Below are 20,662 nucleotides of genomic sequence, written 5' to 3'. Positions count from 1 at the left end.
GGGGGGGGGGGGGGGGGGGGGGGGGGGGGGGGGGGGGGGGGGGGGGGGGGGGGGGGGGGGGGGGGGGGGGGGGGGGGGGGGGGGGGGGGGGGGGGGGCGTCGGGGGGGGGGGGGGGGGGGGGGGGGTGGGGGTGGGGGGGGGGGGGGGGGCGGGGGGGCCCCCCCCCCCCCCGCCCCCCCCCCCCCCTCCGGTCGCCGTCGTCAGCTGCTGACGGCCTTCTGCTCCGAGGACGAGGAGTCGCCCTCGATGGTGCGCCCCTCGACCGCCGCGGGGGTGTCGGCGCGGGTCACGCTGATCTTGCGGGCCCGGGCCTTCTCCTCGATCGGGATGCTCACGGTCAGCACACCGTCGTGGTAGCTGGCCTCGAGCCGGTCGGTGTCCAGGCTGCGGCCCAGGACCAGCTGCCGGGTGTAGCTGCCGTAGGGCCGCTCGGCCGCGACCCACTCGGCGTTCTCCAGCTGGGGCACGGAGCGCTCGGCGCTGATCGTCAGCGTGGTGCCCTCGACCGACAGGTCGATGGAGCCGGGGTCGACGCCGGGCAGGTCGAAGTGGGCGACGAAGTTGTCGCCGACCTTGTAGGCGTCCATCGGCATGCCCGAGAGCGGGCGGGCGGTCGTCGAGCCGCTGCGGCCGGTCAGCTGGTCCAGCGCGCGGAAGGCGGCGGACGTGGCGGCGAACGGGTCGTAGGCGGTCAGCATCATGATCGATACCTCCGAGATGTCGCTGGTGTGTTCGCTGCCCGAGGTGGAACCTCTAGCGGCGACTAGAGATTACCTCGATCAGACACCCGAGTAAACGTCTCAGCGCCCTCGATGTTCCCGCTTCCAGGCACTGCTCAGGGCGCTGCTCCGGGAGATCGCCGCGGCGATCACCAGCGGCCCGACTCCGAGGATCGCCGTGATCCAGAGGCTGTTCCCGATCCCCGCGGGCATCGGCTCGCGCGAGCTGAGCAGCGACCAGCCCAGACCGAACAGCGGAACGGTCACGACGCCGGTGCCCAGCGCCGCGGCGACCGTCCGGACCGCACCCCGGTTCCGCGCCGCGAGACCCGTGAGCAGCGCCGGCACGAACGTGAACATCCAGTGGAAGACCGGGATGATCGCGCCGGTCTCGAACTCGGAGTCGGCGGCCATGACCAGCGCGTTCCAGATCAGCGCCGCGGCGGCGAGCAGCGACACGACGAGCCAGGTGAGGAACGCGAGGTCCCGGGGGCGGAGAGCGGCATCCCGCAGCGTCGTCCACGCGCCCACGAGGAGGCAGACCGCGGTGACGCCGAGCACCAGCGCGGTCAGCGACGGCGGCACGTCCGCCACCTGCCAGTCGCGCAGCACCCGCTCGGGCACCGCCCAGTCCCGCTGTCCGACCAGGACGGCGACGACGGTGAGGACCACCGTCGCCGCGAGGGTCGGCCAGGGCAGGTGGGAACGCACCCCTGGGGAGGTCGGCGGCGGCGGAGTGGACGGATGCATGGCGCGGAGCGTGGCAGAACCCGGGGGTGTGCGGCTGCGGGCGCGCGTGAACGCCCCCCGACCGGGGCAGTGAGCAGCCCATGGCGGAGAGCGCAGCGCAGAGCCCCGGGCAGGAGAACGAGACCGAGCCGCAGGTCCGCGCGGCCGTCGACGGCGACGTCGTGTCGGTCACCGTCGAGGGAGAGCTGACCGAGGCCGCGCGCCGCCCGCTGGTCCGGATCCTGACCGAGGAGCTGCTGTCCAAGCAGCCGCTGCGCCGGGTCGAGCTGCACCTGGCGGGCGTTCCGTTCATGAGCTCGGCCGGCATCGCCGTCCTCGTGCAGCTGCAGCGCATGGCCGCCCCCCGCGGTGTCGACGTCGCCCTCGTGACCCCGTCGACCGCGGTGGCCCGGCCCCTGCAGCTGACCGGCCTGTGGCACCGCTTCCCGATCGTGGACGCGAGCGGCAACGAGGACCCGGCGGACCACTCGACGGCCGGCCCCGATGGCAGCCCGCGCGAGCACGCCTGACCCGATGTCGGGCGAGCACGCCCGACCCGGTGTCGGGGGCGGTCGGTGCACGCCCGGCCTCCTAGCCTGACCGGGTGCCTCCCAGCCATCCGCACAGCCACGGACCCGACCCCGACGCGCCGCCACCGAGCCCCGAGGCGGTCCGCCTGCGCAGGCGCGCCGTCTGGTTGATGCTCCTGCTGCTCGTGCCCGTCGGCCTCGCCACCGTCATCGGGCTGCTGGTCATGTGGCCCGGCGGCGAACCGACCCGCGCCCAGCAGGTGGCCGCGACGTACCTGCCGCCGGGCACCACCTACCCCGACGGCCGTGTCGTGTCGATCGAGGAGTTCGACTGCGGCGCGACCGACCGATCCGCCACGTGTGCGCGCGCCGTCGTGGAGGTGCTCGAGGGCGAGGGCGCCGGCGACTACCAGCAGGTCGACCTGGACGCCGTGGTGATGGCCAACGGTGTCGAGGAGGGGGACACCCTGGTCCTCAGCCGGGACCCCGGCGCCGAGGGTGGGCCGACCTACATGTTCTGGGACTTCCAGCGCGACGCGCCGATCATCACCCTGGCGGTCGCGTTCGCCGTCGTGGTGGGGCTGGTCGCCCGGTGGCGCGGGCTGGCCTCGCTGGTCGGGCTGGCGTTCGCGTTCTTCGTGCTGCTGCAGTTCGTCCTGCCCGGCCTGCTGTCGGAGTCCTCACCGACGATGGTGAGCCTCGTCGGCTCGGCGGCGATCATGTTCGTCGTCCTCTACCTCGCGCACGGCTTCTCCGCGCGCACCACGACGGCCCTGGTCGGCACGCTGTTCGGGCTGTCGCTGGTCGCCGTCCTCGGGTCGCTGGCCGTGCAGACCGCCCGCCTCACCGGCCTGACCAGCGAGGAGACGACCACCCTCAACAACTACGACCCGACGCTGAACTTCTCCGGCCTGGTGCTCGCCGGCATCGTGGTGGCCGGGCTCGGGGTGCTCAACGACGTCACCATCACCCAGGCCTCGGCGGTCTGGCAGCTGCACGAGGTCGACCAGGCCATGACGTGGCGGGAGCTGTACGACCGCGGCATGGCGGTCGGTCGCGACCACATCGCCTCCACCGTCTACACGATCGTGTTCGCCTACGCGGGCGCGGCGCTGCCGCTGCTGCTGCTGTTCGAGCTCTACGACCAGCCGTTCTGGACCGTCCTCACGTCGTCGGCGCTCGCCGAGGAGGTGATCCGCACGCTGGTCGGGGCCATCGCGCTGGTGCTGGCCGTCCCGGTGACGACGGCGGTCGGCGCGTTCTTCGCCAAGGCGGCGGACACCGAGGCCGGGGTGGCGACCGAGCGCCAGGTGACCGCCCTGCGCACCCGATTCGCGCGGTGAGCCAAGCTGTAGGCGTGTCCGACCTCCTCGCCGCCGCCTCCGCCGCCCCCGGCTTCATGCCCGACGACGAGGGCCGCGCCCTGTACGAGGCCGCCCGCGCCGTCGCCGTCCCCGGGCCGCTGCTGGAGGTGGGCAGCTGGATGGGGAGGTCCGCGCTCTACCTGGCCGCCGCCGCGCGCGAGACCGGGCGCCAGGTGATCACCGTCGACCACCACCGCGGCTCCGAGGAGCACCAGCCCGGCTGGGAGTACCACGACCCGTCGCTGGTCGACCCCACCGTCGGGCTGATCGACACGCTGCCCCGGTTCCGCTCCACCATCGCGACCGCCGGCGCCGAGGACGTCGTCATCGCGATCGTCACCCGGTCCGAGGTCCTCGCGCCGCTGTGGAGCACCCCGCTGGCGCTGCTGTTCCTCGACGGCAGCCACACCGAGGAGTCCGCCCGGCGCGACCAGGACGCCTGGGTGGCCAAGCTGGCGCTCGGCGGCACGCTGGCGATCCACGACGTCTTCCCCGACCCGGCCGACGGCGGGCAGGCGCCCTACGGCGTCTACACCCGTGTGCTGGAGTCCGGCGACTTCACCGAGCTGCCCGGGGCGGGGTCCATGCGGCTGCTGCGCCGTGACCGCTGACCCGCTCGAGGCCGAGCGCGCGGCGGCGCTGGCGCAGGTCGAGGCGCTGACCCGCGAGTTCGACGAGGTAGTGGCGGCGTCGAAGGCGTCCAACGCCGACGACGAGCACGACCCCGAGGGCGCCACCATCGCCTTCGAGCGGCAGCAGGTGGCCGCCCTGCTGGAGTCCACCCGCGCCCGGCTGGCCGACGTCGAGGCGGCGCTCGCCCGCCGGGCCGACGGCGGCTACGGGATCTGCCAGACGTGCGGGCGACAGATCGCACCCGAGCGGCTCGCGGCCCGGCCCTCGGCGCGCACCTGCATCGACTGCGCCCGCTGACCCGCCCCGCCCTCCGGACTTCGACCCCGCTCCGGCCGAGATCACGGGATCTCGGCAGAAAACCTGCCGGCGGGATGTCGAGACGCCGTTGCCGGCTCCGTCCCCGGGGTGCACGCGGCCAGAATGGGCCGCACGTCCTCGCGAGGAGATCACGATGGCCAAGTACCTGCTGCTCAAGCACTACCGGGGCGCTCCGGCGGCGGTCAACGACGTGCCGATGGACCGCTGGACGCCCGACGAGGTCGACGCCCACATCCGGTACATGCGGGACTTCGCAGCGAAGCTCGAGGGCACCGGCGAGTTCGTCGACGGCCAGGCGCTGTCCATGGAGGGCACCTGGGTCCGCTCCGACGGCGCCGGGCGCCCGCCGCTCACCGACGGCCCGTTCGCCGAGACCAAGGACCTGATCGCCGGCTGGATGGCGATCGACGTCGACTCCTACGAGCGGGCGCTGGAGCTGGCCGCCGAGCTGTCGGCGGCTCCGGGCGCGGGCGGCGAGCCCATCCACGAGTGGCTCGAGCTCCGTCCCTTCATGGCCGAGCCGCCGACCGTCACGGAGTGAGCGGGCGGTGGACGAGTCCGGGCTGCGGGCGGTCGTCCCCGCCGTGATCGGGATCCTCGGCCGCCGCGGAGCCGGCTTCGCGGCGGCCGAGGACGCCGTCCAGGAGGCGCTGGCCGAGGCGGTGCGGCTGTGGCCGGACGACCCGCCGCGGGATCCGCAGGGCTGGCTGGTCACGGTCGCCTGGCGGAAGTTCCTGGACGCCACCCGCGCGGACGCATCGCGCCGGAAGCGGGAGCTCCGCGTCGAGGAGGAGCCGGCACCGGGGCCCGCGAGCGAGGTGGACGACACGCTCCAGCTGTACTTCCTGTGCGCCCACCCCTCGCTGTCCCCGGCCTCGGCGGTGGCGCTGACCCTGCGGGCCGTCGGCGGCCTCACGACGCGGCAGATCGCGCAGGCCTACCTGGTGCCGGAGCCGACCATGGCGCAGCGCATCAGCCGGGCCAAGCGGACCGTCGCAGGAGTCCGGTTCGACCGGCCCGGCGACGTCGGCACGGTGCTGCGCGTGCTGTACCTGGTCTTCAACGAGGGCTACTCCGGCGACGTCGACCTGGCCGCGGAGGCGATCCGGCTCACCCGCGAGCTGGCGGCCCGGGTCGAGCACCCGGAGGTGGCGGGCCTGCTCGCGCTGATGCTGCTGCACTCCGCCCGGCGGCCGGCGCGCACACGACCGGACGGCAGCCTCGTGCCGCTGGCCGAGCAGGACCGCTCCCGGTGGGACACCGGGCTGGTCGCCGAGGGCGTCGAGGTCCTGCAGACGGCGCTGGCGCGCGACCGGCTGGGGGAGTTCCAGGCGCAGGCCGCGATCGCCGCGCTGCACGCCGACGCGCGCACCGCGGAGGAGACCGACTGGGTCCAGATCGTCGAGTGGTACGACGAGCTGGTCCGGCTCACCGGCAGCCCGGTCGTCCGGCTCAACCGGGCGGTGGCGGTGGGGGAGGCCGACGGCGCCCGCGCCGGCCTGGCCGCCCTGTCCGGTCTCGACCCCGCCCTGCCCCGCTACGCCGCCGTCGCCGCCTACCTGCACGAGCGGGACGGCGACCCGGTCACCGCGGCCCGGCTCTACGCGGAGGCGGCCCGCACGGCGGCGAACCTGGCCGAACGCGACCACCTGACCCGACAGGCCGCCCGCCTCAACGCCGGCCGCGTCAGCTGACGTAGCGGCGGGCGCTCGAGCGTCGCTGCGCCGCCTCGAGCGCGGCGAAGCGGGCCTCGGCGTGCGGCGGCAGGACGCGCCGCTCGCGCAGCACCCAGGGCAGGCCGCGGACGGCGGCGACCAGGCCGGACGCGGTGACCCGGTCCCGCGGCACGGTGCTCAGCAGGTGCAGCGTGCGCCGCAGGGCGGGGCGCAGCGGACGGCGCAGCCACGTCGTCCAGAGCGTGTTCCGGATGCCGTCGCGGCGGCGCTGGTGCGGGTCGCGGGCCCGGCTGGCCTGGTGGTGCACGGTGAGCGCGGGCAGGTAGCACAGCTCCCAGTGGCGGGCGGCGAGGTCACCGGCCATCAGCTCCTCCTCGCCCCCGAGCCACAGCCGCTCGGAGAACCCGCCGACCTCCTCGAAGGCCGACCGGCGCAGCACCGAGGCGCCGGCCAGGAAGGAGCCCAGCGCCGGCCCGGGCAGCCACGCCGGACCCCGCACCGGGGAGTCGCGCAGCTCGGGCACGATCGGGTCCTCCCGGCCGCCCGGTTCGACCAGGATCCGCGCGGTGACGACGGCGAGGCGCGGATGGGCGTCCAGCGTGTCGGCGGCGGTGCGCAGGGAGCCCGGCTCCCACCACGTGTCGTCGTCGCAGAACGCGACGTACGGCGTCGTCACACGGGCGACGCCGAGGTTGCGGCCGACCGCGCCGAGGTTCTCCGGGCTGGCGATCAGCTCCACGGAGGGGAAGCGCCGGCGCACCGCCTCGGCCGTGCCGTCGGTCGAGCCGTTGTCCACCACGACGACGTGCGGCTGCTCCGGCAGGGCGACCAACCGGCCCAGGGCACCGAGCAGCTCGTCCCGTCGCTGGTGGGTGATGACGACGACCGAGATCCGCGGGTCGGCGCTCACACCGGCTCCCCGGCCAGCAGCCGCAGGTCGGCGCGCACCCGCTGGGGAACGGGCCGCCGGCGGCGCAGGGCGGCCGGGACGTCGGGCAGGGCCCGGGCCAGCCCCGTCAGGCCGGGGCGGCCGGACCGCACCGCCTCGACGACCAGGCCGGCGACGTCGGCCGCCGGCAGCCGCATCGTGGCCGTGAGCAGCCGGCTGCGCCAGATGCCGGCCTGCCGGCGGGCGGGCGCGTCCCGGCGCGGCGAGGGGTGGTGGTGGATGGTCACCTCGTCGACGTAGGCCATCGTCCAGCCGGCGGTCGCCAGGTCCAGGGCCAGCCGCTCCTCCTCGCCGGGGAAGCGGACGACGGGGTCGAAACCGCCGACCTGCTCGAACGCCTCCGTGCGCACCAGCGCGGCGCAGGCGACGAAGCCCAGCAGCGCCGGGCCGGGGAGGTCGCCGCGGGGCAGCGGGCTCCGGGCCATCTCGGCGCACACCGGGTCCAGCCGCTCCTCCGGACCGACCAGGATCCGGGCGTTGAGCACCGCGAGCCGCGGGTGGGCGCGCATGATCGCCACCGCGCGGGCGAGGTCGCCGGGCGCCCACCAGGAGTCGTCGTCGGCGAAGGCGACGAACGGTGTGCCGGCCCGTGCCGCACCGATGGTGCGGGCGCGCGCGCCGACGTTGCGCTCCAGCGGGACCACGGTCACCTCGGGGTGCGCGGCACGGACCGCTTCCACCGTGTCGTCGGTGGAGCCGTTGTCCACGAGGACCACCGGTGCTTCGTGGCGGGGAAGGGTGACCAGGAGGTCGTCGCGGCGGTTGCGGCTGGCGATGACCACGGTGACGTCCGCGGAGGACGGGGTGGAGCGGGAGTCGGTCACGGGGTGACCGTGCCCGCGCCTCCCGTCAGCCAACCGGCCGTCCGCGCATCGTCGTCGATGGTGCCGGCGGTGGGCAGTGCCGCCGGGTCGGCGAACAGGTCGCACGCCGGCGTGGCGCCGGACAGCGCGTCGGCGGCGAGCAGCACCGCGGCGGCGGTCCAGGTGGTGCGCTCGATCGGCCAGCGGGCGTCGTCGGCGAAGACGTGGCCGGTCCAGTACGACCCGTCGTCGTCGCGCAGGTGCTGCATCGCCGCGACCTGCTCCAGCGCCGCGTCCCGCTGCCCGGCGACGACGAGGGCGAGGGCCAGCTCGCAGGTCTCGGCACCGGTCACCCACGGCCGGTCGGCCACGCAGCGCGCGCCCAGCCCCGGGACGACGAACCGGTCCCAGTCGGTGGCCAGCCGGTCCCGGGCCTGCTCGCCGGTCACCGCCCCGGCGAGGATCGGGTAGTACCAGTCCATCGAGTAGCGCGACCGGTCGGCGAAGGCGTCGGGACGGGTGCGCAGCGCCGTGCCGAGGTCGCTGACCGCGAGTTCCCAGTCGGGCTGCGGTTCGCCGACGAGCCCGGCGAGGGCGATGCCGCAGCGCAGCGACTGGAACAGGCTGGCGTTCCCGGTGAGGAGTGCGAGCGCGTCGGGCGTGCGGTCGGGGCGCAGCGCCCAGCCGATCGCGCCGCCGTCCAGCTGCATGGCGACCACCAGGTCCAGGCCGCGGCGGACCACCGGCCAGAGCTCGCCGACCAGCTGCTCGTCGGCGGTCAGCAGCCACCGGTGCCACAGGCCGACGGCGAGGTAGCCGGCGTGGTTGCTCTCGACGTCCGCGGAGACCTCCGTGCCGTCGCGGTACTCGGCGGCCCACGAGCCGTCGGGGCGCTGCCGGCCGGCGAGCCATCGGTAGGCGGCGCGGGCGCGGTCGTGCTCGCCACCCAGGTCCAGGGCCATGGCGGCCTCGACGGAGTCCCAGGGGTCGAGCTGGCCGCCGCGGAACCAGGGGAGGGCGCCGTCGGCAGCCTGCTCGCCGGCGATCCAGGCCACGGTCGTGCGCACCTGGTCGCCGGTCAGGACGCCGGGCAGCTCCGGGAGGAGCCGGCCGTCACCCGGCGGCAAGGGCCTGCTCCACCTCGGCCGGCGCGGCGCCGGCAGCCGTCGCCGGCTTGTCGGCGTAGATGACGAAGCTCTTGCCGAACACCGGGTCCATCAGCTTCTCGGCGGTGCGGGTCAGCCACGGCCGGTGCACGAGGTCCCAGACCAGCAGCCGGTGGTAGGCGCGGATGGCGGCGTTGTCCTTCTCGACGCCGACCGCGCACTTGAGCCACCAGAACGGGGCGTGCAGCGAGTGGGCGTGGTGCGTGCTGCCCGGCACCAGCCCGACGGAGGTGAGCCGCTCGCGCAGCTCGCTGCCGCGGTAGATGCGGATGTGCCCGCCCTCGTTGGCGTGGTACTCGTCCGACAGCGCCCAGCAGATCCGCTCCGGGCCGTAGCGCGGCACGGTGATCACCATGCGGCCGCCGGGCTTGAGCACGCGGAAGATCTCGGCCATGGCGGTGACGTCGTCGGGGATGTGCTCGAGCACCTCCGAGGCCATGACCCGGTCGACGCTCGCGTCGGGGAAGGGCAGGTGCAGCAGGTCGCCGCGGACCACCTCGAAGCGGGCCGCGGTGCCGTCGGGCTTCTGCCCGGCCTCGCCGGACTCGGCGATCGCGCCCAGCCACCGCTTGGTCGTCTCCACCTCGGAGACGCCCCAGTCGACGGCCACCACGTCGGCGCCGCGCCGGTAGGCCTCGAAGGCGTGCCGGCCCTCGCCGCACCCGAGGTCGAGGACGCGCATCCCCGGCCGCAGGTCCAGCCGGTCGTAGTCGACGGTCAGCAAGGGAGGCCCTTCCGTTCCAGGGTCTGCGCGTACCAGGCGGCGGTGCGCTCGGCGGTCGCCCGCCACGTGTAGGTGTCCAGGACCCGCCGCCGGCCGGCGCGGCCCAGCTGCTCGGCGAGGGAGGGCGAGTCGAGGACGAGCTGCAGCGCCGAGGTCAGCTCGCCGACGTCGCCGGCCTTCACCCGCAGCCCGGCCTTGGTGCCCACGACCTCGGGCAGCGCGCCCGCGTCGGTGGCGACCAGCGGCGTGGCGCAGGCCATCGCCTCGATCGCCGGCAGCGAGAACCCCTCGTAGAGCGAGGGGATGGCCATGACCGTCGCCCGCTGCAGGAGCGAGATGAGCTCCGCCTCGGGGACCGGGCCGGTGAACCGGACGGCGTCGTGCAGGGCCAGCCGGTCCAGCGCCGCCTCGGCGGGCCCTCCCGGTCGGGCGCTGCCGACGACGGTGAGCGTCACCGGGCGCTCCGTGCGCAGCTTGGCCACCGCCTCCAGCAGGTGCACCAGGCCCTTGAGCGGCACGTCGGCGCTGGTGATGGCCAGGATCGAGTCGGTGTCACGGCGCTGCCCGTCGGCCGGGGGCGCGAACGTGTCCGGGTCGATGCCGTTGGGGATGAGGTCCACCCGGGGGGCCGGCAGGCCCATGTGCTTCTCGATGTCGACCCGCGAGGTCTCCGACACCGTGGTGACCGCGTCCAGCTGCTGCACGACCTTGGCCTGCATGCGGGTGAAGGCGTACCACCGGCGCAGCGTCAGCTTCTTGTACAGCGAGGGCGCGGCGGCGAGCTCGAGCTCGCGGTCGATGGCGATCGGGTGGTGCACGGTGGCGACGGTGGGCAGCCCGGCGCGGGTCAGCCGCAGCAGCCCGTACCCCAGGGACTGGTTGTCGTGCACGATGTCGAACTCGCCGGCGCGGGGGAGCAGGTGCCGGGCCGCGCGCAGGGTGAAGGTCAGCGGCTCGGGGAAGCCGGCGGCGCACATGGTCGCCCACTCCGCGACGTCGATCCAGTCGCGGAACTCCGAGGGCCGGGGCATCCGGAACGGGTCGGGCTCCCGGTAGAGGTCGAGGCTGGGCAGCTTGGTCAGCGGCACGCCGTCGTCCAGCTCGGGGTAGGGCTGACCGCTGAAGACCTCGACGCGGTGGCCCAGCCCGGTCAGTTCACGGCTGAGCGCACGCACGTACACGCCCTGGCCGCCGCCGTGGGGCTTGCTGCGGTAGGACAGCAGTGCGATGCGCAGCGACCGTCCCATGGGCTGGACCCTACCGAGGCGCCCCCGTCCTACCGGCCACCAGCCGGGCGCCGACCCTCGTCCGGGTGGCGGTCACACCTGGGAGGGTGGAGGACATGATCCGTCACGTCGTCACGTTCACGTGGAAACCGACGGCCGGGGAGGAGCAGGTGGCTGCCGCGATCACCGCGCTCCGGGGGCTGCGCCAGGAGGTCGGGGGCATGAGCTTCCTGGCCGTCGGTGAGGACGCCGGCCTGTCCGACGGCAACGCCTCGGCGGTGCTCATCGCCGATTTCGCGGACGCCGAGGCGTTCTACCGCTACGCCCAGGACCCGGTGCACCTGTCCGTCGTCGCCGAGTTCGTCCGGCCGGTCCTCGCCGCCCGGGCAGCCGTCCAGTACCAGGTCTGACCGGCCCTCCGGCGCCGCTGGGACGGATGCCCCGGCAGTCCGGGACGGCTACCGTCGGCCCATGTCGATCACGTCCCGCCCGTCCCGCCTGCGCGGCCTGCTCGCCGCCGGACTCCTCTGCACCGCGGCGCTGGCCGGGTGCAGTGGGGACGACGCGGATGCCGAGCCCCGGGCCGACTCCGGAGCGAAGGAGTCGGAGGCCTCCGCGAAGGAGGAGCCCGCGCCCGACCTGGCCTCGGGGTTGCTGGACGCCGAGGCCTTCGGCCCCGACGCGGTGGTGGCCGCGGTGTCGCCGGACGAGCTGGCGGAGGGGGCCGCCCTGGCCGACCTCGACGACGTGGAGGTGACGCCGGCGGAGTGCGACGTCGCGGTGGAGGGCACCCAGCCCGACTTCGACGACTTCGAAGACGTCGCCGCGGTGAGCGCCACCGAGGGAACCACCGTGGTCGTGGAGATGCTGATCCGCGGCGGTCCCATCGAGGGTTCGGTCGACCAGCTCGCCGAGGCCGCGCAGCGCTGCCCGGAGGCGCAGATCAGCTCGCCCGACGTCGGGCAGGCCACCGTGGTGTTCGAGGAGGTCCCCGTCCCCGACCTCGGGGACGGCTCGGCCGCGCTGCGCTACACCACCGTGGTGGGGCTGCCCGACGGCACGCAGCTGTCGGTCCCGGCGCTGCTCGGCGCCGTCGAGGACGGCGACCGGCTGGTCTTCCTCATGTCGCTGGCCGTGGACCCGACCGGTGCGGCCGCCGCCCCGCTGGACACCGAGGCCTTCACCGCGCTGCTCGAGCAGGCCTACGAGACGCAGGCCGACGCGCTGGACTGAGCCGGGCCGGCTACGGGGCGGTGGGCGGGTGCGGCGGGACGGTGAACCGCTGCTCGGTCCCGGCGTCGGTTCCGACCTCGTCGACGGCGACCGGGATCGCGCGTCGCCAGAACGAGACCGCTGCGCCGTTCCGGCCACGACCTCGACCAGCCACTCCCCGGGGAACGTCGCGAAGAGCTTCTCGGCCTCGGCGGCCGGTGCGACGTCCACCTCCATGCGGGCATGGTCGCAGCACCGCCCGTCCACAGGCATCGGCTCGCTCCGCAGATCAGCGCAGCCGCTTCTGCCCGGTCCGGCCGGCGCCCACCGTCGGTCCATGGAATTCCGCGACCCGGCACCGTTCCCCGCTCCCGCATCGTCCGGCGGCCCGCTGGACGACGCCGTACTCATCAGTGACCCCGGCGACCTCGCGGCCGGCCTGCCGCAGCTGCTGGGCTACCGGCCGCAGGAGTCGGTCGTGCTCGTCTCGCTCGGCGGGGAGACCGGCCGCCGGGTGGGCCTCACGCTGCGCGCCGACCTCCCGCCGGCCGACTCCGCGCGTCAGCTGATGGCGGTGGTGGCCCGCAGCCTGGCCACCGACGAGCCCCGGGCGGTGCTGGCGTTCGTGGTGTCCGAGGCGCCCGACGAGACGGTGCCCCTCCTCCCGGCCGGCGTCGGCCCGGGCGGAGGGTGCGGCACCGACCTGCCGCACCGGTCGCTGGTGCACGCCCTCGTGCTGGTTCTCGACGCGGTCGGGCTGCCGCTGGAACACGCGCTGCTGGTGCGGGGCGAGCGCTGGTGGGACTTCGACTGCCCGGGCGCCTGCTGCGCCCCCGGCGCCGGCACCCCGCTGCCGACGGGCGTCGGGGAGCTGGCGGCCGCCGCCGTGGCCGCCGGCACCGTGGTCGCGGCCGACCGGGCGGAGCTGGCGCGGCGGCTGGCACCGCCGGGCGAGTCGTCGCGCGCGGCGATGGACGCCGCGGTGCTGCGGACGGCGCCGCGGTCCGCCGCCGGCCCGCGCGAGGTCGCCAGCGGCCGGCGGCGGATCCGGTCGGCGGTCGCGCGCTGCCGGCCGGGTCCCGGTCAGCAGCGACCGAGGGACGCGCAGGTCGCTCGGATCGTCTGGAGCCTGCGGCAGCCCGAGGTGCGGGACTGGGCGCTGCTGCTCTCCCTGGGCGACGACGCGGCGGCGGCCGAGGCGCTGTGGACCGAGTGCACCCGGCGCGCGCCGTCGCCGCTGGACGCCTTCCCCGCCGCGCTGGTGGCGGTCTGCGCGTGGCTGCGCGGGGACGGCGCACTGGCGAACATCGCGCTGGACCGGGCGCTGGACAGCGAACCGGGCAACTCCCTGGCGCGGGTGCTGGAGGACGCGCTGGCCGCCTGCGTCCCGCCGCGGCAGCTGCGTGCGCTGCTGGTGGAGGCCGGTCGCGCGGCCGGTGTCGCAGGGCCGGCGGGTGCGTCGGCGCACTGACGCACCGGCCGGCCCGCGGCGGGCAGAGCCCTCAGAGCAGCGCGGGCCGCTGCCAGGGTTCGTCCAGGACGTGCTCGGCGAGGAAGGCCAGCACCGTCTCGTACCAGACCGTGGAGTTCCCGGGGGTGAGCACCCAGTGGTTCTCGTCCGGGAAGTAGAGGAACTTCGACGGCACCGCCCGCTTCTGCAGGTCGTACCAGAGGTGCAGCGCCTCGCCGACGGGCACGCGGTAGTCCCGGTCGCCGTGGATGACCAGCATCGGGGTACGGATGGCGTCCGCGAAGCGGTGCGGCGAGTGCTGCTCGTAGCGGCGGGGCTCGGTCAGCGGGTCGCCCCACTCCTTCTCCCAGTAGTACGCCGCATCGGTGGTGCTGGTGAACGAGTCGATGTGCCACAGGCCGGCGTGGCTGACGATCGCCCGGAAGCGGTCGGTCTGCGTGGCGATCCAGTTGGCCATGTAGCCGCCGAAGGAGCCGCCCATCGCCGCCGTCCTGGTCGCGTCGATGTCGGGGCGCTGCTCGGCAGCGTCCACCGCGGCCATGAGATCGGTGTACGGCGCCTCGCCCCACGCGCCCCAGCCGCGGCGGACGAACTCCTGTCCGAAGCCCTGCGACAGCGCCGGGTTGGGCAGCAGCACCGCGTAGCCCCGGGCGGCGAGCACCCAGGGGCACCAGCGCCACGACCAGGAGTTCCAGCTCATCAGCGGACCGCCGTGGATCCAGAGCACCAGGGGCGCGGGCGAGTCGGCGGACGCGCCCTCGGGCAGCACGAGCCACGACTGCACCCGCGTGCCGTCGGCGGCGGTGGCCTCCACCTCGTGCAGCGTGCCGGGCAGCCCGTCGATCGTGCCGGGGTTGGGCAGCACCACGGGGTCCTGGTCGGTCGCGGCCGGGTCGAGGCGGACGGGCACCGACGGCGAGTCGTAGGCCGACCGGAGGGCGTAGAGCGCGCTGCCGTCCCCGGCGACCTGCAGGTGGCTGTAGGCGCCGTCCGCGGTCAGGCGCACCGGCGTGCCGCCGGCCACGGGCACCCGGAAGATCGCGTGCCGGCCGTCGTCGTCGGCGAGGAAGTAGACGCCGTCCCCGTCGGCGGAGAACTGCGGTGCGCTCGGCCACCGGTCGAAGTCCGGGGTCAGGTCCCGGGCCGCGCCGCTGGCCACGTCGACGAGCAGCAGCGTGTAGTCCGGCGGCTCGGCGTAGCTGGACAGCGACTCGCGGACGCACACCAGCGCCGAGCCGTCGGGGGAGAAGCGAGCGGCGTAGACGTCGGCGAGCGGGTCGTCGACCAGGACCCGGGTGCCGCTGCCGTCGGTGGCCGTGAGGACGAGCCGGTTGCGGTGCCCGGCCGGGCCGTCGGGCACCTCCTCGGATCGGGCCAGCAGCCGGCCGTCGGGGGAGAGGGTGAACTCCTCACCCGCGCCGTGCGGCGGCGTCGCGTCGGGGGTCAGGTCGCGCAGGGACACCGGCTCGGCCTCGTCGTCGGGCAGTCGCCCGGCCCAGAACAGGTGCGGGGCGGCCGGGCCGAGGTCGGAGTCCCAGTACCGGATCGGGTACGCCTCGTGCAGCACGGCGCTCACCCCGGCGTCCGCCCGGGCCTTGCGGCGCTCCTCGTCGGCCTCGGCCTCCGCGCCCCCCGGCAGCGTCGAGGCGGCGACGACGACGTCGCCGGTGCCGGCCGCGACGGCCACGGCGGAGATGCCGCCGGGCCGGCTCAGCACCGGACGCGCCTCCCCGCCGCCGGGCGGCAGGCTCCACAGCGCCGGCTTCGGCTCGCCCGCCTCCTTCGCCGTGGGATCAGGGCGGGCGGAGGTGAACAGCAGCGAGCCGTCGGGGGCCCACACCGGCGAGGACTCACCCGGGACGCTGCGCGTCAGCCGGCGCGCCGGGCGGTCGCCGGCGGGGTCGACCTCCCACAGCGCCGACTGCCACTTCTTCTTCGCGGGGTCGAGCGTGCCGACCGAGATCGCCAGCCGAGAGCCGTCCGCGGACAGCGCGAGCGCGCCGATGCGCGGCAGCGCGGCGAAGTCGGCCAGCCGGGCGAACGGGCTGCTCGGGGCGTCCGAGGGGTCGGCGTCGGACGCCGGGGCTGCGGAGGAGTCGGACGGGCTCACCGGGACCTGCTCTCAGGAGGGGGCGACGTCGGCCCCACCGTAGTGAGCGGTGCGCCCGGCCGGGACGACGGCCGGGCGCGGCTCCGCTCAGAGCAGAGGGGCCGCCTCCAGCGGGGTGAGCTCCGAGTCGACGGCGCTGACGAACATGTGCCGCGCCACCTCGAGCGGCAGCAGGTAGCCGTCCAGGCTCACCGAGCCCTCGACGAGCCGGGCCTGCATCGTCACGCCGGGGCGCACCCCGTGATCGGCCAGGGCCCGCAGCTGGTCGGGGTTCTCCTGCAGCTGCTCGCTGATCCGCCGGATCACCACGGGGCGGCCCTCGGCGGTCGCCGTCGTCGAGAGCACGGTCAGCGCGTCGAGCACCGCGGAGGTCTCGCCGCCCAGCGGCTCGTCCCCGCGCAGGGCCTCCAGGCCCGGGATCGGGTTGCCGAACGGGGAGACGCTCGGATTGCCCAGCAGGGCGAGCAGTCGGCGCTCCACCGCCTCGCTCATGACGTGCTCCCAGCGGCACGCCTCCTCGTGCACGTCGGCGTAGTCCAGGCCGATCACGTCGACGAGCAGGCACTCGGCCAGCCGGTGCTTGCGCATGACCGCGGTGGCCAGCTGACGGCCCTCCTCGGACAGCTGCAGGTGCCGGTCGCCCTCCACGGTCAGCAGGCCGTCGCGCTCCATGCGGGCCACCGTCTGGCTCACGGTGGGGCCGCTCTGGTGGAGACGTTCCGCGATCCGGGCCCGGAGCGGGGTGATCCCCTCCTCCTCGAGCTCGAAGATGGTGCGGAGGTACATCTCCGTGGTGTCGATCAGGTCGTTCACAGGTACTCCTCCGGGTCGGCGGCCAGTCTACGGGCGGTGCGCCACCCCATCGGGCTTCCCGACGCCGCGTCCAGCAGGCGCGTTGCCCGGTCGACGCCGGTAGCGTCGCTCCCGTCGGCGGCCGCAGCCGGCGACGTCCGCGCACGGGCACGGGGAGGTGGGATGAGCGACTCCGTCGCCGTCGTCTGGGACGAGAGCCTGCTGGGCTACACCATGGGCGGCGAGCACCCGCTGCACCCGGTGCGGCTGGATCTGACCATGCGCCTGGCCGACGGCCTGGGCGTGCTGGACACCGACCGGGTCCGGGTGCTGCGGCCGACACGGGCCGACGCCGAGCTGCTCGAGCTGGTGCACGACGCCGAGTACCTCGAGGCGGTCCGCCGGGCGCCGGCCGACCCGACGGTCGGACACGGCCTCGGCACCTCGGACAACCCGATCTTCCCGGACATGTACGACGCGGCCGCCCTCATCACCGGCGGCAGCGTCCTGGCGGCCGAGCAGGTCCACACCGGAGCGGCGCAGCACGCGGTCAACATCTCCGGCGGGCTGCACCACGCGATGCGCGACGCCGCCTCCGGCTTCTGCGTCTTCAACGACGCCGCCGTGGCCATCGCCTGGCTGCTGGGGAAGGGCTACGAGCGGATCGCCTACGTCGACCTCGACGTGCACCACGGCGACGGCGTCCAGGCCGCCTTCTACGACGACCCGCGGGTGCTCACCGTCAGCATCCACCAGACCCCGCTGACCCTGTGGCCGGGCACCGGTTTCCCGGAGGAGACCGGCGACCCCGAGAAGGCGTCGGGGAGCGCGGTCAACCTGGCGCTGCCCAACGGCACCGAGGACTCGGCCTGGCTGCGCGCCTTCAGCGCCGTCGTCCCCAGTGTGCTGCGGGCGTTCGACCCGCAGATCATCGTCACCCAGTGCGGCTGCGACGCCCACCACGAGGACCCGCTGGCCGACCTCGGCCTGACCATCGACGGGCAGCGGGCCAGCTACCGGGCGATGCACGAGCTGGCCCACGAGCTGTGCGACGGGCGGTGGATCGCCCTCGGTGGCGGCGGCTACGGGCTGGTGCGTGCGGTACCGCGCGCCTGGACCCACCTGCTCGCCGAGGCCGCCGGCTCGCCGCTGGACCCCGCGACGGAGATCCCGCAGTCCTGGCGCGACGACGTCGTCGCCCGCGGCCTGCGTGCCCGGCCGCCCACGCACATGACCGAGGGCGGCTACACCGGCTTCGCCCGCTGGGACGCCTTCACCGAGTCCCGGGTGGACCGGGCCATCATGCGCACGCGCCGGGCCAGCTTCCCGCTGTTCGGCCTGGACCCGGACGACCCCCGTGACTGAGCCGCGACCGCAGGGCACCGCCGCGCCCGCCGCCGAGGAGCCCACGCCCACGCCGCCCAAGCACTGGGAGGCCGACATCGTCGCCGCGGACGGCGGCACGGTGCACCTGCGCCCGATCTGCCCGGAGGACGCCGACGGGCTGACCGGGCTCATGGACCGCAGCAGCGACCAGACGCGCTACTACCGGTTCTTCGGGCCGATGAAGCGCCTCTCGGCCAAGGAGCTGCACCGCTTCACCCACGTCGACCACGACGCCCGCGTCGCCTTCGTCGTGCTGCTGGGCGACCAGGTCATCGGGGTCGGGCGCTACGACCGCTACCCCGGCACCGACGACGCCGAGGTCGCGTTCCTCATCGAGGACGCCCACCAGCGGCGCGGCCTGGGGTCGGTGCTGCTCGAGCACCTCGCCGCGGCCGCCCGCGAGCGCGGCATCAAGCGGTTCGTCGCCGAGGTCCTCGCCCAGAACAGCACGATGGTGCGGGTGTTCCAGGACGCCGGCTACAAGTCGCAGCGTTCCTACGAGGACGGCGTCGTCCACCTGTCCTTCCCGATCGAGCAGACCGAGGACGCGCTGGCGGTCACCTACGAGCGGGAGCAGCGCAGCGAGTCGCGGTCGATCGCCCGGCTGCTCACCCCGTCGTCGGTGGCCGTGGTGGGTGCCAGCAACGACGACGGCAAGATCGGCAACGCGCTGCTCCGGCACCTGCTCGACTACGGCTTCGCCGGCCCCGTCTACCCGGTCAACCCGTCCGCCCGGCACGTCCGGGGCGTGCCGGCCTACGCCGACATCGAGTCGATCCCCGACGACGTGGACCTGGCGCTGGTGGCTGTACCGGCCGACGAGGTGGCCGGGGTGGTCGAGGCGTGCCGCCGCAAGCGGGTGCGCGGCCTGGTCGTGGTGTCCGGCGGGTTCGGCGAGTCCGGTCCCGAGGGGCGGGAGGTCGAGCGCCGCCTGGTCGCCTCCGCGCGCGCCTCGGGCATGCGTGTCGTGGGCCCGAACTGCCTGGGCGTCGTCAACACCGACACCGGGGTCCGGCTCAACGCCTCGCTGGCGCCGATGGTGCCCGGGCGCGGACGCGTCGGGTTCTTCGCCCAGTCCGGCGCCCTCGGGGTGGCCTTGCTGGAGCGGGCGCGCGGGCGGGGCATCGGGCTGTCGACGTTCGTCTCCGCCGGCAACCGCGCCGACGTGAGCGGCAACGACCTGCTCCAGTACTGGGCGACCGACCCGGGGACCGAGGTCGTGCTGCTGCACCTGGAGAGCTTCGGCAACCCGCGCAAGTTCGCCCGTCTGGCGCGCACGGTCGGGCGGACCAAGCCGGTCGTCGCGGTGAAGAGCGGCCGGCACGTCGGCGTCGCCCCCGGGCTGGCCGGCACCTCGGTGGCGGTGCCGGAGCAGTCGGTCGCCGCGCTGTTCGCCTCCGCCGGGGTCATCCGCGTCGAGACGGTGGCCCAGATGTTCGACGTCGGGACCTTGCTGGCCCACCAGCCGCTGCCGGCGGGTGACCGGGTCGCGATCGTCGGGAACTCCACCGCCATCGGGGTGTTGGTCGCCGACGCGGTGCTCGAGGAGGGGCTGACGCTGGCGCACGAGGCGCCGGTCGACATCGGCGTCAACGGCACCCCCGAGGAGTTCCGCGCGGCGCTGCAGGCGGCGGTCGACGACGAGGGCGTCGACGCGGTCATCGCCGTGTTCCTGCCGCCGCTGATGGCCGGCTCGCACGAGTTCGGCCCCGCGCTGCGCGAGGTGGCGGTCGGTTCGGCCAAGCCGGTGCTGGCCAGCTTCCTCTCCGCCGAGGGCGTGCCACCCGAGCTCGCCGTCCTGGACGAGCACGGGATGCCGGCCCGCGGCTCGGTGCCGTCCTACAGCACCCCCGAGCGCGCGGTGATCGCGTTGGCGAAGGCCAGCGAGTACGCCCGCTGGCGCCGCCGTCCGGTCGGCGAGGTGCCGGAGCTGCCCGACGTGGACGAGGAGCAGGCGCGGACCGTGGTCCGCCGTGCGCTGGCGTCGACACCGGCCGGCCGCGAGCTGGACGACGACGAGCTGATGGCGCTGCTGGGCGCCTACGGCGTCCCGCTGCTGCGCACCCGCACCGTGACCGACCCGGAGGCGGCGGTCGCCGCCGCGGCGGAGATCGGCTACCCGGTGGTCCTCAAGTCGACGGCGCCGTGGCTGCGGCACCGCTCGGACCTCGGGGGCGTCCGGCTGGACCTCGTCGACGACGACGCGGTGCGTGGGGCCTATGCGGCCATCCCGTCGGGCGACCCCGTGATCGTGCAGGAGATGGCCGCCCCCGGTGTGGCGACGGTGGTGGAGATCGTCGACGACCCCTCGTTCGGCGCCCTGGTGAGCTTCGGCGTCGGGGGAGTGGCCACCGAGCTGCTCGGCGACCGGGCCTTCCGCACCCTGCCGCTGACCGACCTCGACGCCGCCGAGCTGGTGCGCGGCCCCCGTGCCTGGCCGCTGCTCGACGGCTGGCGGGGGTCCGAGCCGGTGGACACCGCAGCGCTGGAGGACCTGCTGCTGCGGGTGGCCCGGCTCGCCGACGACCTGCCCGAGGTGCTGCGGCTGAGCCTCGAGCCGGTCATCGTCGGCCCGGCCAACCCGTGGCACGGTGGCCGATCGCTGGTGGTCGCCGGTGGCACCGCCCGTGTCGGCCCGCCGACCGCCCGTGTCGACCCCGGCCCCCGCCGCATGCGCTCGCCGTTGTGAGACGACGAGAGCCCGCCCCCGAGTGGGGGCGGGCTCTCGTGCCCAGCGGTCACCCCGTCAGGGTGAGCCGCTCTGCGAGCAACCGCGTCCTGGCGCGGGGCCGGAGGTTCCCGGCAGGACGTCCGTGGACTCGCTCAGTGCAGCCGGGGGACGGCTCCTGGCCG

General features: G+C 75.2%; 20 protein-coding genes. 11 read left to right on the top strand and 9 right to left on the bottom strand.

The features are described 5' to 3' along the window. Window positions 1-201: 201 nt before the first annotated feature. Entirely contained in the window at window positions 202-702 is a 501-nt protein-coding gene (locus ACI793_RS17510; protein ID WP_456607652.1) for an Hsp20/alpha crystallin family protein, read from the bottom strand. Between the two features lie 99 nt (window positions 703-801). Beyond that, on the bottom strand, window positions 802-1,470 hold the full coding sequence (locus ACI793_RS17505; protein WP_456607651.1) for a hypothetical protein: 669 nt from the start codon (window positions 1,468-1,470) through the stop codon (window positions 802-804). 80 nt (window positions 1,471-1,550) lie between these two features. Between ACI793_RS17505 and ACI793_RS17500 the strand changes: the two genes are divergently transcribed. The 6 genes from ACI793_RS17500 to ACI793_RS17475 all read left to right on the top strand — a co-directional run bounded on the left by ACI793_RS17500 (window position 1,551) and on the right by ACI793_RS17475 (window position 5,988). Next, entirely contained in the window at window positions 1,551-1,979 is a 429-nt protein-coding gene (locus ACI793_RS17500; RefSeq protein ID WP_456607650.1) for an STAS domain-containing protein, read from the top strand. Window positions 1,980-2,053: 74 nt separating this feature from the next. Next, window positions 2,054-3,322, top strand: coding sequence for a YibE/F family protein (locus ACI793_RS17495; RefSeq protein WP_456607649.1), 1,269 nt, complete (start codon window positions 2,054-2,056; stop codon window positions 3,320-3,322). 14 nt (window positions 3,323-3,336) lie between these two features. After that, window positions 3,337-3,954: a class I SAM-dependent methyltransferase gene (locus ACI793_RS17490; RefSeq protein WP_456607648.1), complete on the top strand. Its 618-nt coding sequence runs from the start codon at window positions 3,337-3,339 to the stop codon at window positions 3,952-3,954. After that, entirely contained in the window at window positions 3,944-4,273 is a 330-nt protein-coding gene (locus tag ACI793_RS17485) for a TraR/DksA family transcriptional regulator (RefSeq protein ID WP_456607647.1), read from the top strand. The genes ACI793_RS17490 and ACI793_RS17485 overlap by 11 nt, the downstream gene beginning before the upstream one ends. 154 nt (window positions 4,274-4,427) lie before the next feature. After that, window positions 4,428-4,835: a YciI family protein gene (locus ACI793_RS17480; RefSeq protein WP_456607646.1), complete on the top strand. Its 408-nt coding sequence runs from the start codon at window positions 4,428-4,430 to the stop codon at window positions 4,833-4,835. Between the two features lie 7 nt (window positions 4,836-4,842). Then, window positions 4,843-5,988 (top strand): RNA polymerase sigma factor, encoded by a 1,146-nt coding sequence (locus ACI793_RS17475; RefSeq protein ID WP_456607645.1) that lies wholly within the window; start codon window positions 4,843-4,845, stop codon window positions 5,986-5,988. Here ACI793_RS17475 and ACI793_RS17470 read toward each other — a convergent pair. The 5 genes from ACI793_RS17470 to ACI793_RS17450 are packed head-to-tail and all read right to left on the bottom strand — an operon-like array spanning window position 5,981 to window position 10,859. After that, the gene (locus ACI793_RS17470) at window positions 5,981-6,880 is read right to left on the bottom strand and encodes a glycosyltransferase family 2 protein (protein WP_456607644.1); all 900 of its coding nucleotides are present in this window, start codon (window positions 6,878-6,880) and stop codon (window positions 5,981-5,983) included. The genes ACI793_RS17475 and ACI793_RS17470 overlap by 8 nt on opposite strands. Further along, a complete protein-coding gene (locus ACI793_RS17465) occupies window positions 6,877-7,743 on the bottom strand; it encodes a glycosyltransferase family 2 protein (protein WP_456607643.1) in 867 nt (288 codons plus the stop codon). The genes ACI793_RS17470 and ACI793_RS17465 overlap by 4 nt, the downstream gene beginning before the upstream one ends. Further along, complete coding sequence (locus tag ACI793_RS17460) at window positions 7,740-8,849, bottom strand: prenyltransferase (protein ID WP_456607642.1); 1,110 nt, start codon at window positions 8,847-8,849, stop codon at window positions 7,740-7,742. Before ACI793_RS17460 ends, ACI793_RS17465 begins: the two co-directional genes overlap by 4 nt. Beyond that, window positions 8,836-9,612, bottom strand: a complete 777-nt coding sequence (locus ACI793_RS17455; protein ID WP_456607641.1) for a class I SAM-dependent methyltransferase — start codon at window positions 9,610-9,612, stop codon at window positions 8,836-8,838. The genes ACI793_RS17460 and ACI793_RS17455 overlap by 14 nt, the downstream gene beginning before the upstream one ends. Further along, on the bottom strand, window positions 9,606-10,859 hold the full coding sequence (locus ACI793_RS17450) for a glycosyltransferase family 4 protein (RefSeq protein ID WP_456607640.1): 1,254 nt from the start codon (window positions 10,857-10,859) through the stop codon (window positions 9,606-9,608). Before ACI793_RS17450 ends, ACI793_RS17455 begins: the two co-directional genes overlap by 7 nt. A 95-nt stretch (window positions 10,860-10,954) precedes the next feature. On the opposite strand from ACI793_RS17450, the gene ACI793_RS17445 reads away from it, so the two are divergent. The 3 genes from ACI793_RS17445 to ACI793_RS17435 all read left to right on the top strand — a co-directional run bounded on the left by ACI793_RS17445 (window position 10,955) and on the right by ACI793_RS17435 (window position 13,521). Further along, entirely contained in the window at window positions 10,955-11,248 is a 294-nt protein-coding gene (locus ACI793_RS17445) for a Dabb family protein (protein WP_456607639.1), read from the top strand. A 61-nt stretch (window positions 11,249-11,309) separates the two neighbouring features. Further along, a complete protein-coding gene (locus ACI793_RS17440) occupies window positions 11,310-12,071 on the top strand; it encodes a hypothetical protein (RefSeq protein ID WP_456607638.1) in 762 nt (253 codons plus the stop codon). Window positions 12,072-12,387: 316 nt separating this feature from the next. Then, complete coding sequence (locus ACI793_RS17435) at window positions 12,388-13,521, top strand: DUF4192 domain-containing protein (RefSeq protein WP_456607637.1); 1,134 nt, start codon at window positions 12,388-12,390, stop codon at window positions 13,519-13,521. Window positions 13,522-13,552: 31 nt separating this feature from the next. Here ACI793_RS17435 and ACI793_RS17430 read toward each other — a convergent pair whose 3' ends face one another. Next, window positions 13,553-15,631: a S9 family peptidase gene (locus ACI793_RS17430; RefSeq protein ID WP_456607636.1), complete on the bottom strand. Its 2,079-nt coding sequence runs from the start codon at window positions 15,629-15,631 to the stop codon at window positions 13,553-13,555. An 87-nt stretch (window positions 15,632-15,718) separates the two neighbouring features. Next, on the bottom strand, window positions 15,719-16,444 hold the full coding sequence (locus ACI793_RS17425) for a metal-dependent transcriptional regulator (protein WP_456607635.1): 726 nt from the start codon (window positions 16,442-16,444) through the stop codon (window positions 15,719-15,721). Between the two features lie 162 nt (window positions 16,445-16,606). On the opposite strand from ACI793_RS17425, the gene ACI793_RS17420 reads away from it, so the two are divergent. Both ACI793_RS17420 and ACI793_RS17415 read left to right on the top strand, forming a co-directional pair. Continuing rightward, entirely contained in the window at window positions 16,607-17,788 is a 1,182-nt protein-coding gene (locus ACI793_RS17420; RefSeq protein WP_456607634.1) for an acetoin utilization protein AcuC, read from the top strand. Further along, window positions 17,781-20,498: a bifunctional acetate--CoA ligase family protein/GNAT family N-acetyltransferase gene (locus tag ACI793_RS17415; RefSeq protein ID WP_456607633.1), complete on the top strand. Its 2,718-nt coding sequence runs from the start codon at window positions 17,781-17,783 to the stop codon at window positions 20,496-20,498. The genes ACI793_RS17420 and ACI793_RS17415 overlap by 8 nt, the downstream gene beginning before the upstream one ends. Window positions 20,499-20,662 lie beyond the last annotated feature (164 nt).

The organism is Blastococcus sp. SYSU DS0617 (assembly GCF_054051075.1).
The sequence above is the reverse complement of the archived record's forward strand: the minus strand, read 5'-3'. Positions and strand labels throughout refer to the sequence as shown.

What these genes read in the sequence shown, in the direction of transcription:
- ACI793_RS17445 (WP_456607639.1), top strand. Translation starts at nt 10,955, where the DNA reads ATGATCCGTCACGTCGTCACGTTCACGTGGAAACCGACGGCCGGGGAG.
- ACI793_RS17440 (WP_456607638.1), top strand. Translation starts at nt 11,310, where the DNA reads ATGTCGATCACGTCCCGCCCGTCCCGCCTGCGCGGCCTGCTCGCCGCC.
- ACI793_RS17450 (WP_456607640.1), bottom strand. Translation starts at nt 10,859, where the DNA reads ATGGGACGGTCGCTGCGCATCGCACTGCTGTCCTACCGCAGCAAGCCC.
- ACI793_RS17480 (WP_456607646.1), top strand. Translation starts at nt 4,428, where the DNA reads ATGGCCAAGTACCTGCTGCTCAAGCACTACCGGGGCGCTCCGGCGGCG.
- ACI793_RS17435 (WP_456607637.1), top strand. Translation starts at nt 12,388, where the DNA reads ATGGAATTCCGCGACCCGGCACCGTTCCCCGCTCCCGCATCGTCCGGC.
- ACI793_RS17510 (WP_456607652.1), bottom strand. Translation starts at nt 702, where the DNA reads ATGATGCTGACCGCCTACGACCCGTTCGCCGCCACGTCCGCCGCCTTC.
- ACI793_RS17500 (WP_456607650.1), top strand. Translation starts at nt 1,551, where the DNA reads ATGGCGGAGAGCGCAGCGCAGAGCCCCGGGCAGGAGAACGAGACCGAG.
- ACI793_RS17505 (WP_456607651.1), bottom strand. Translation starts at nt 1,470, where the DNA reads ATGCATCCGTCCACTCCGCCGCCGCCGACCTCCCCAGGGGTGCGTTCC.
- ACI793_RS17420 (WP_456607634.1), top strand. Translation starts at nt 16,607, where the DNA reads ATGAGCGACTCCGTCGCCGTCGTCTGGGACGAGAGCCTGCTGGGCTAC.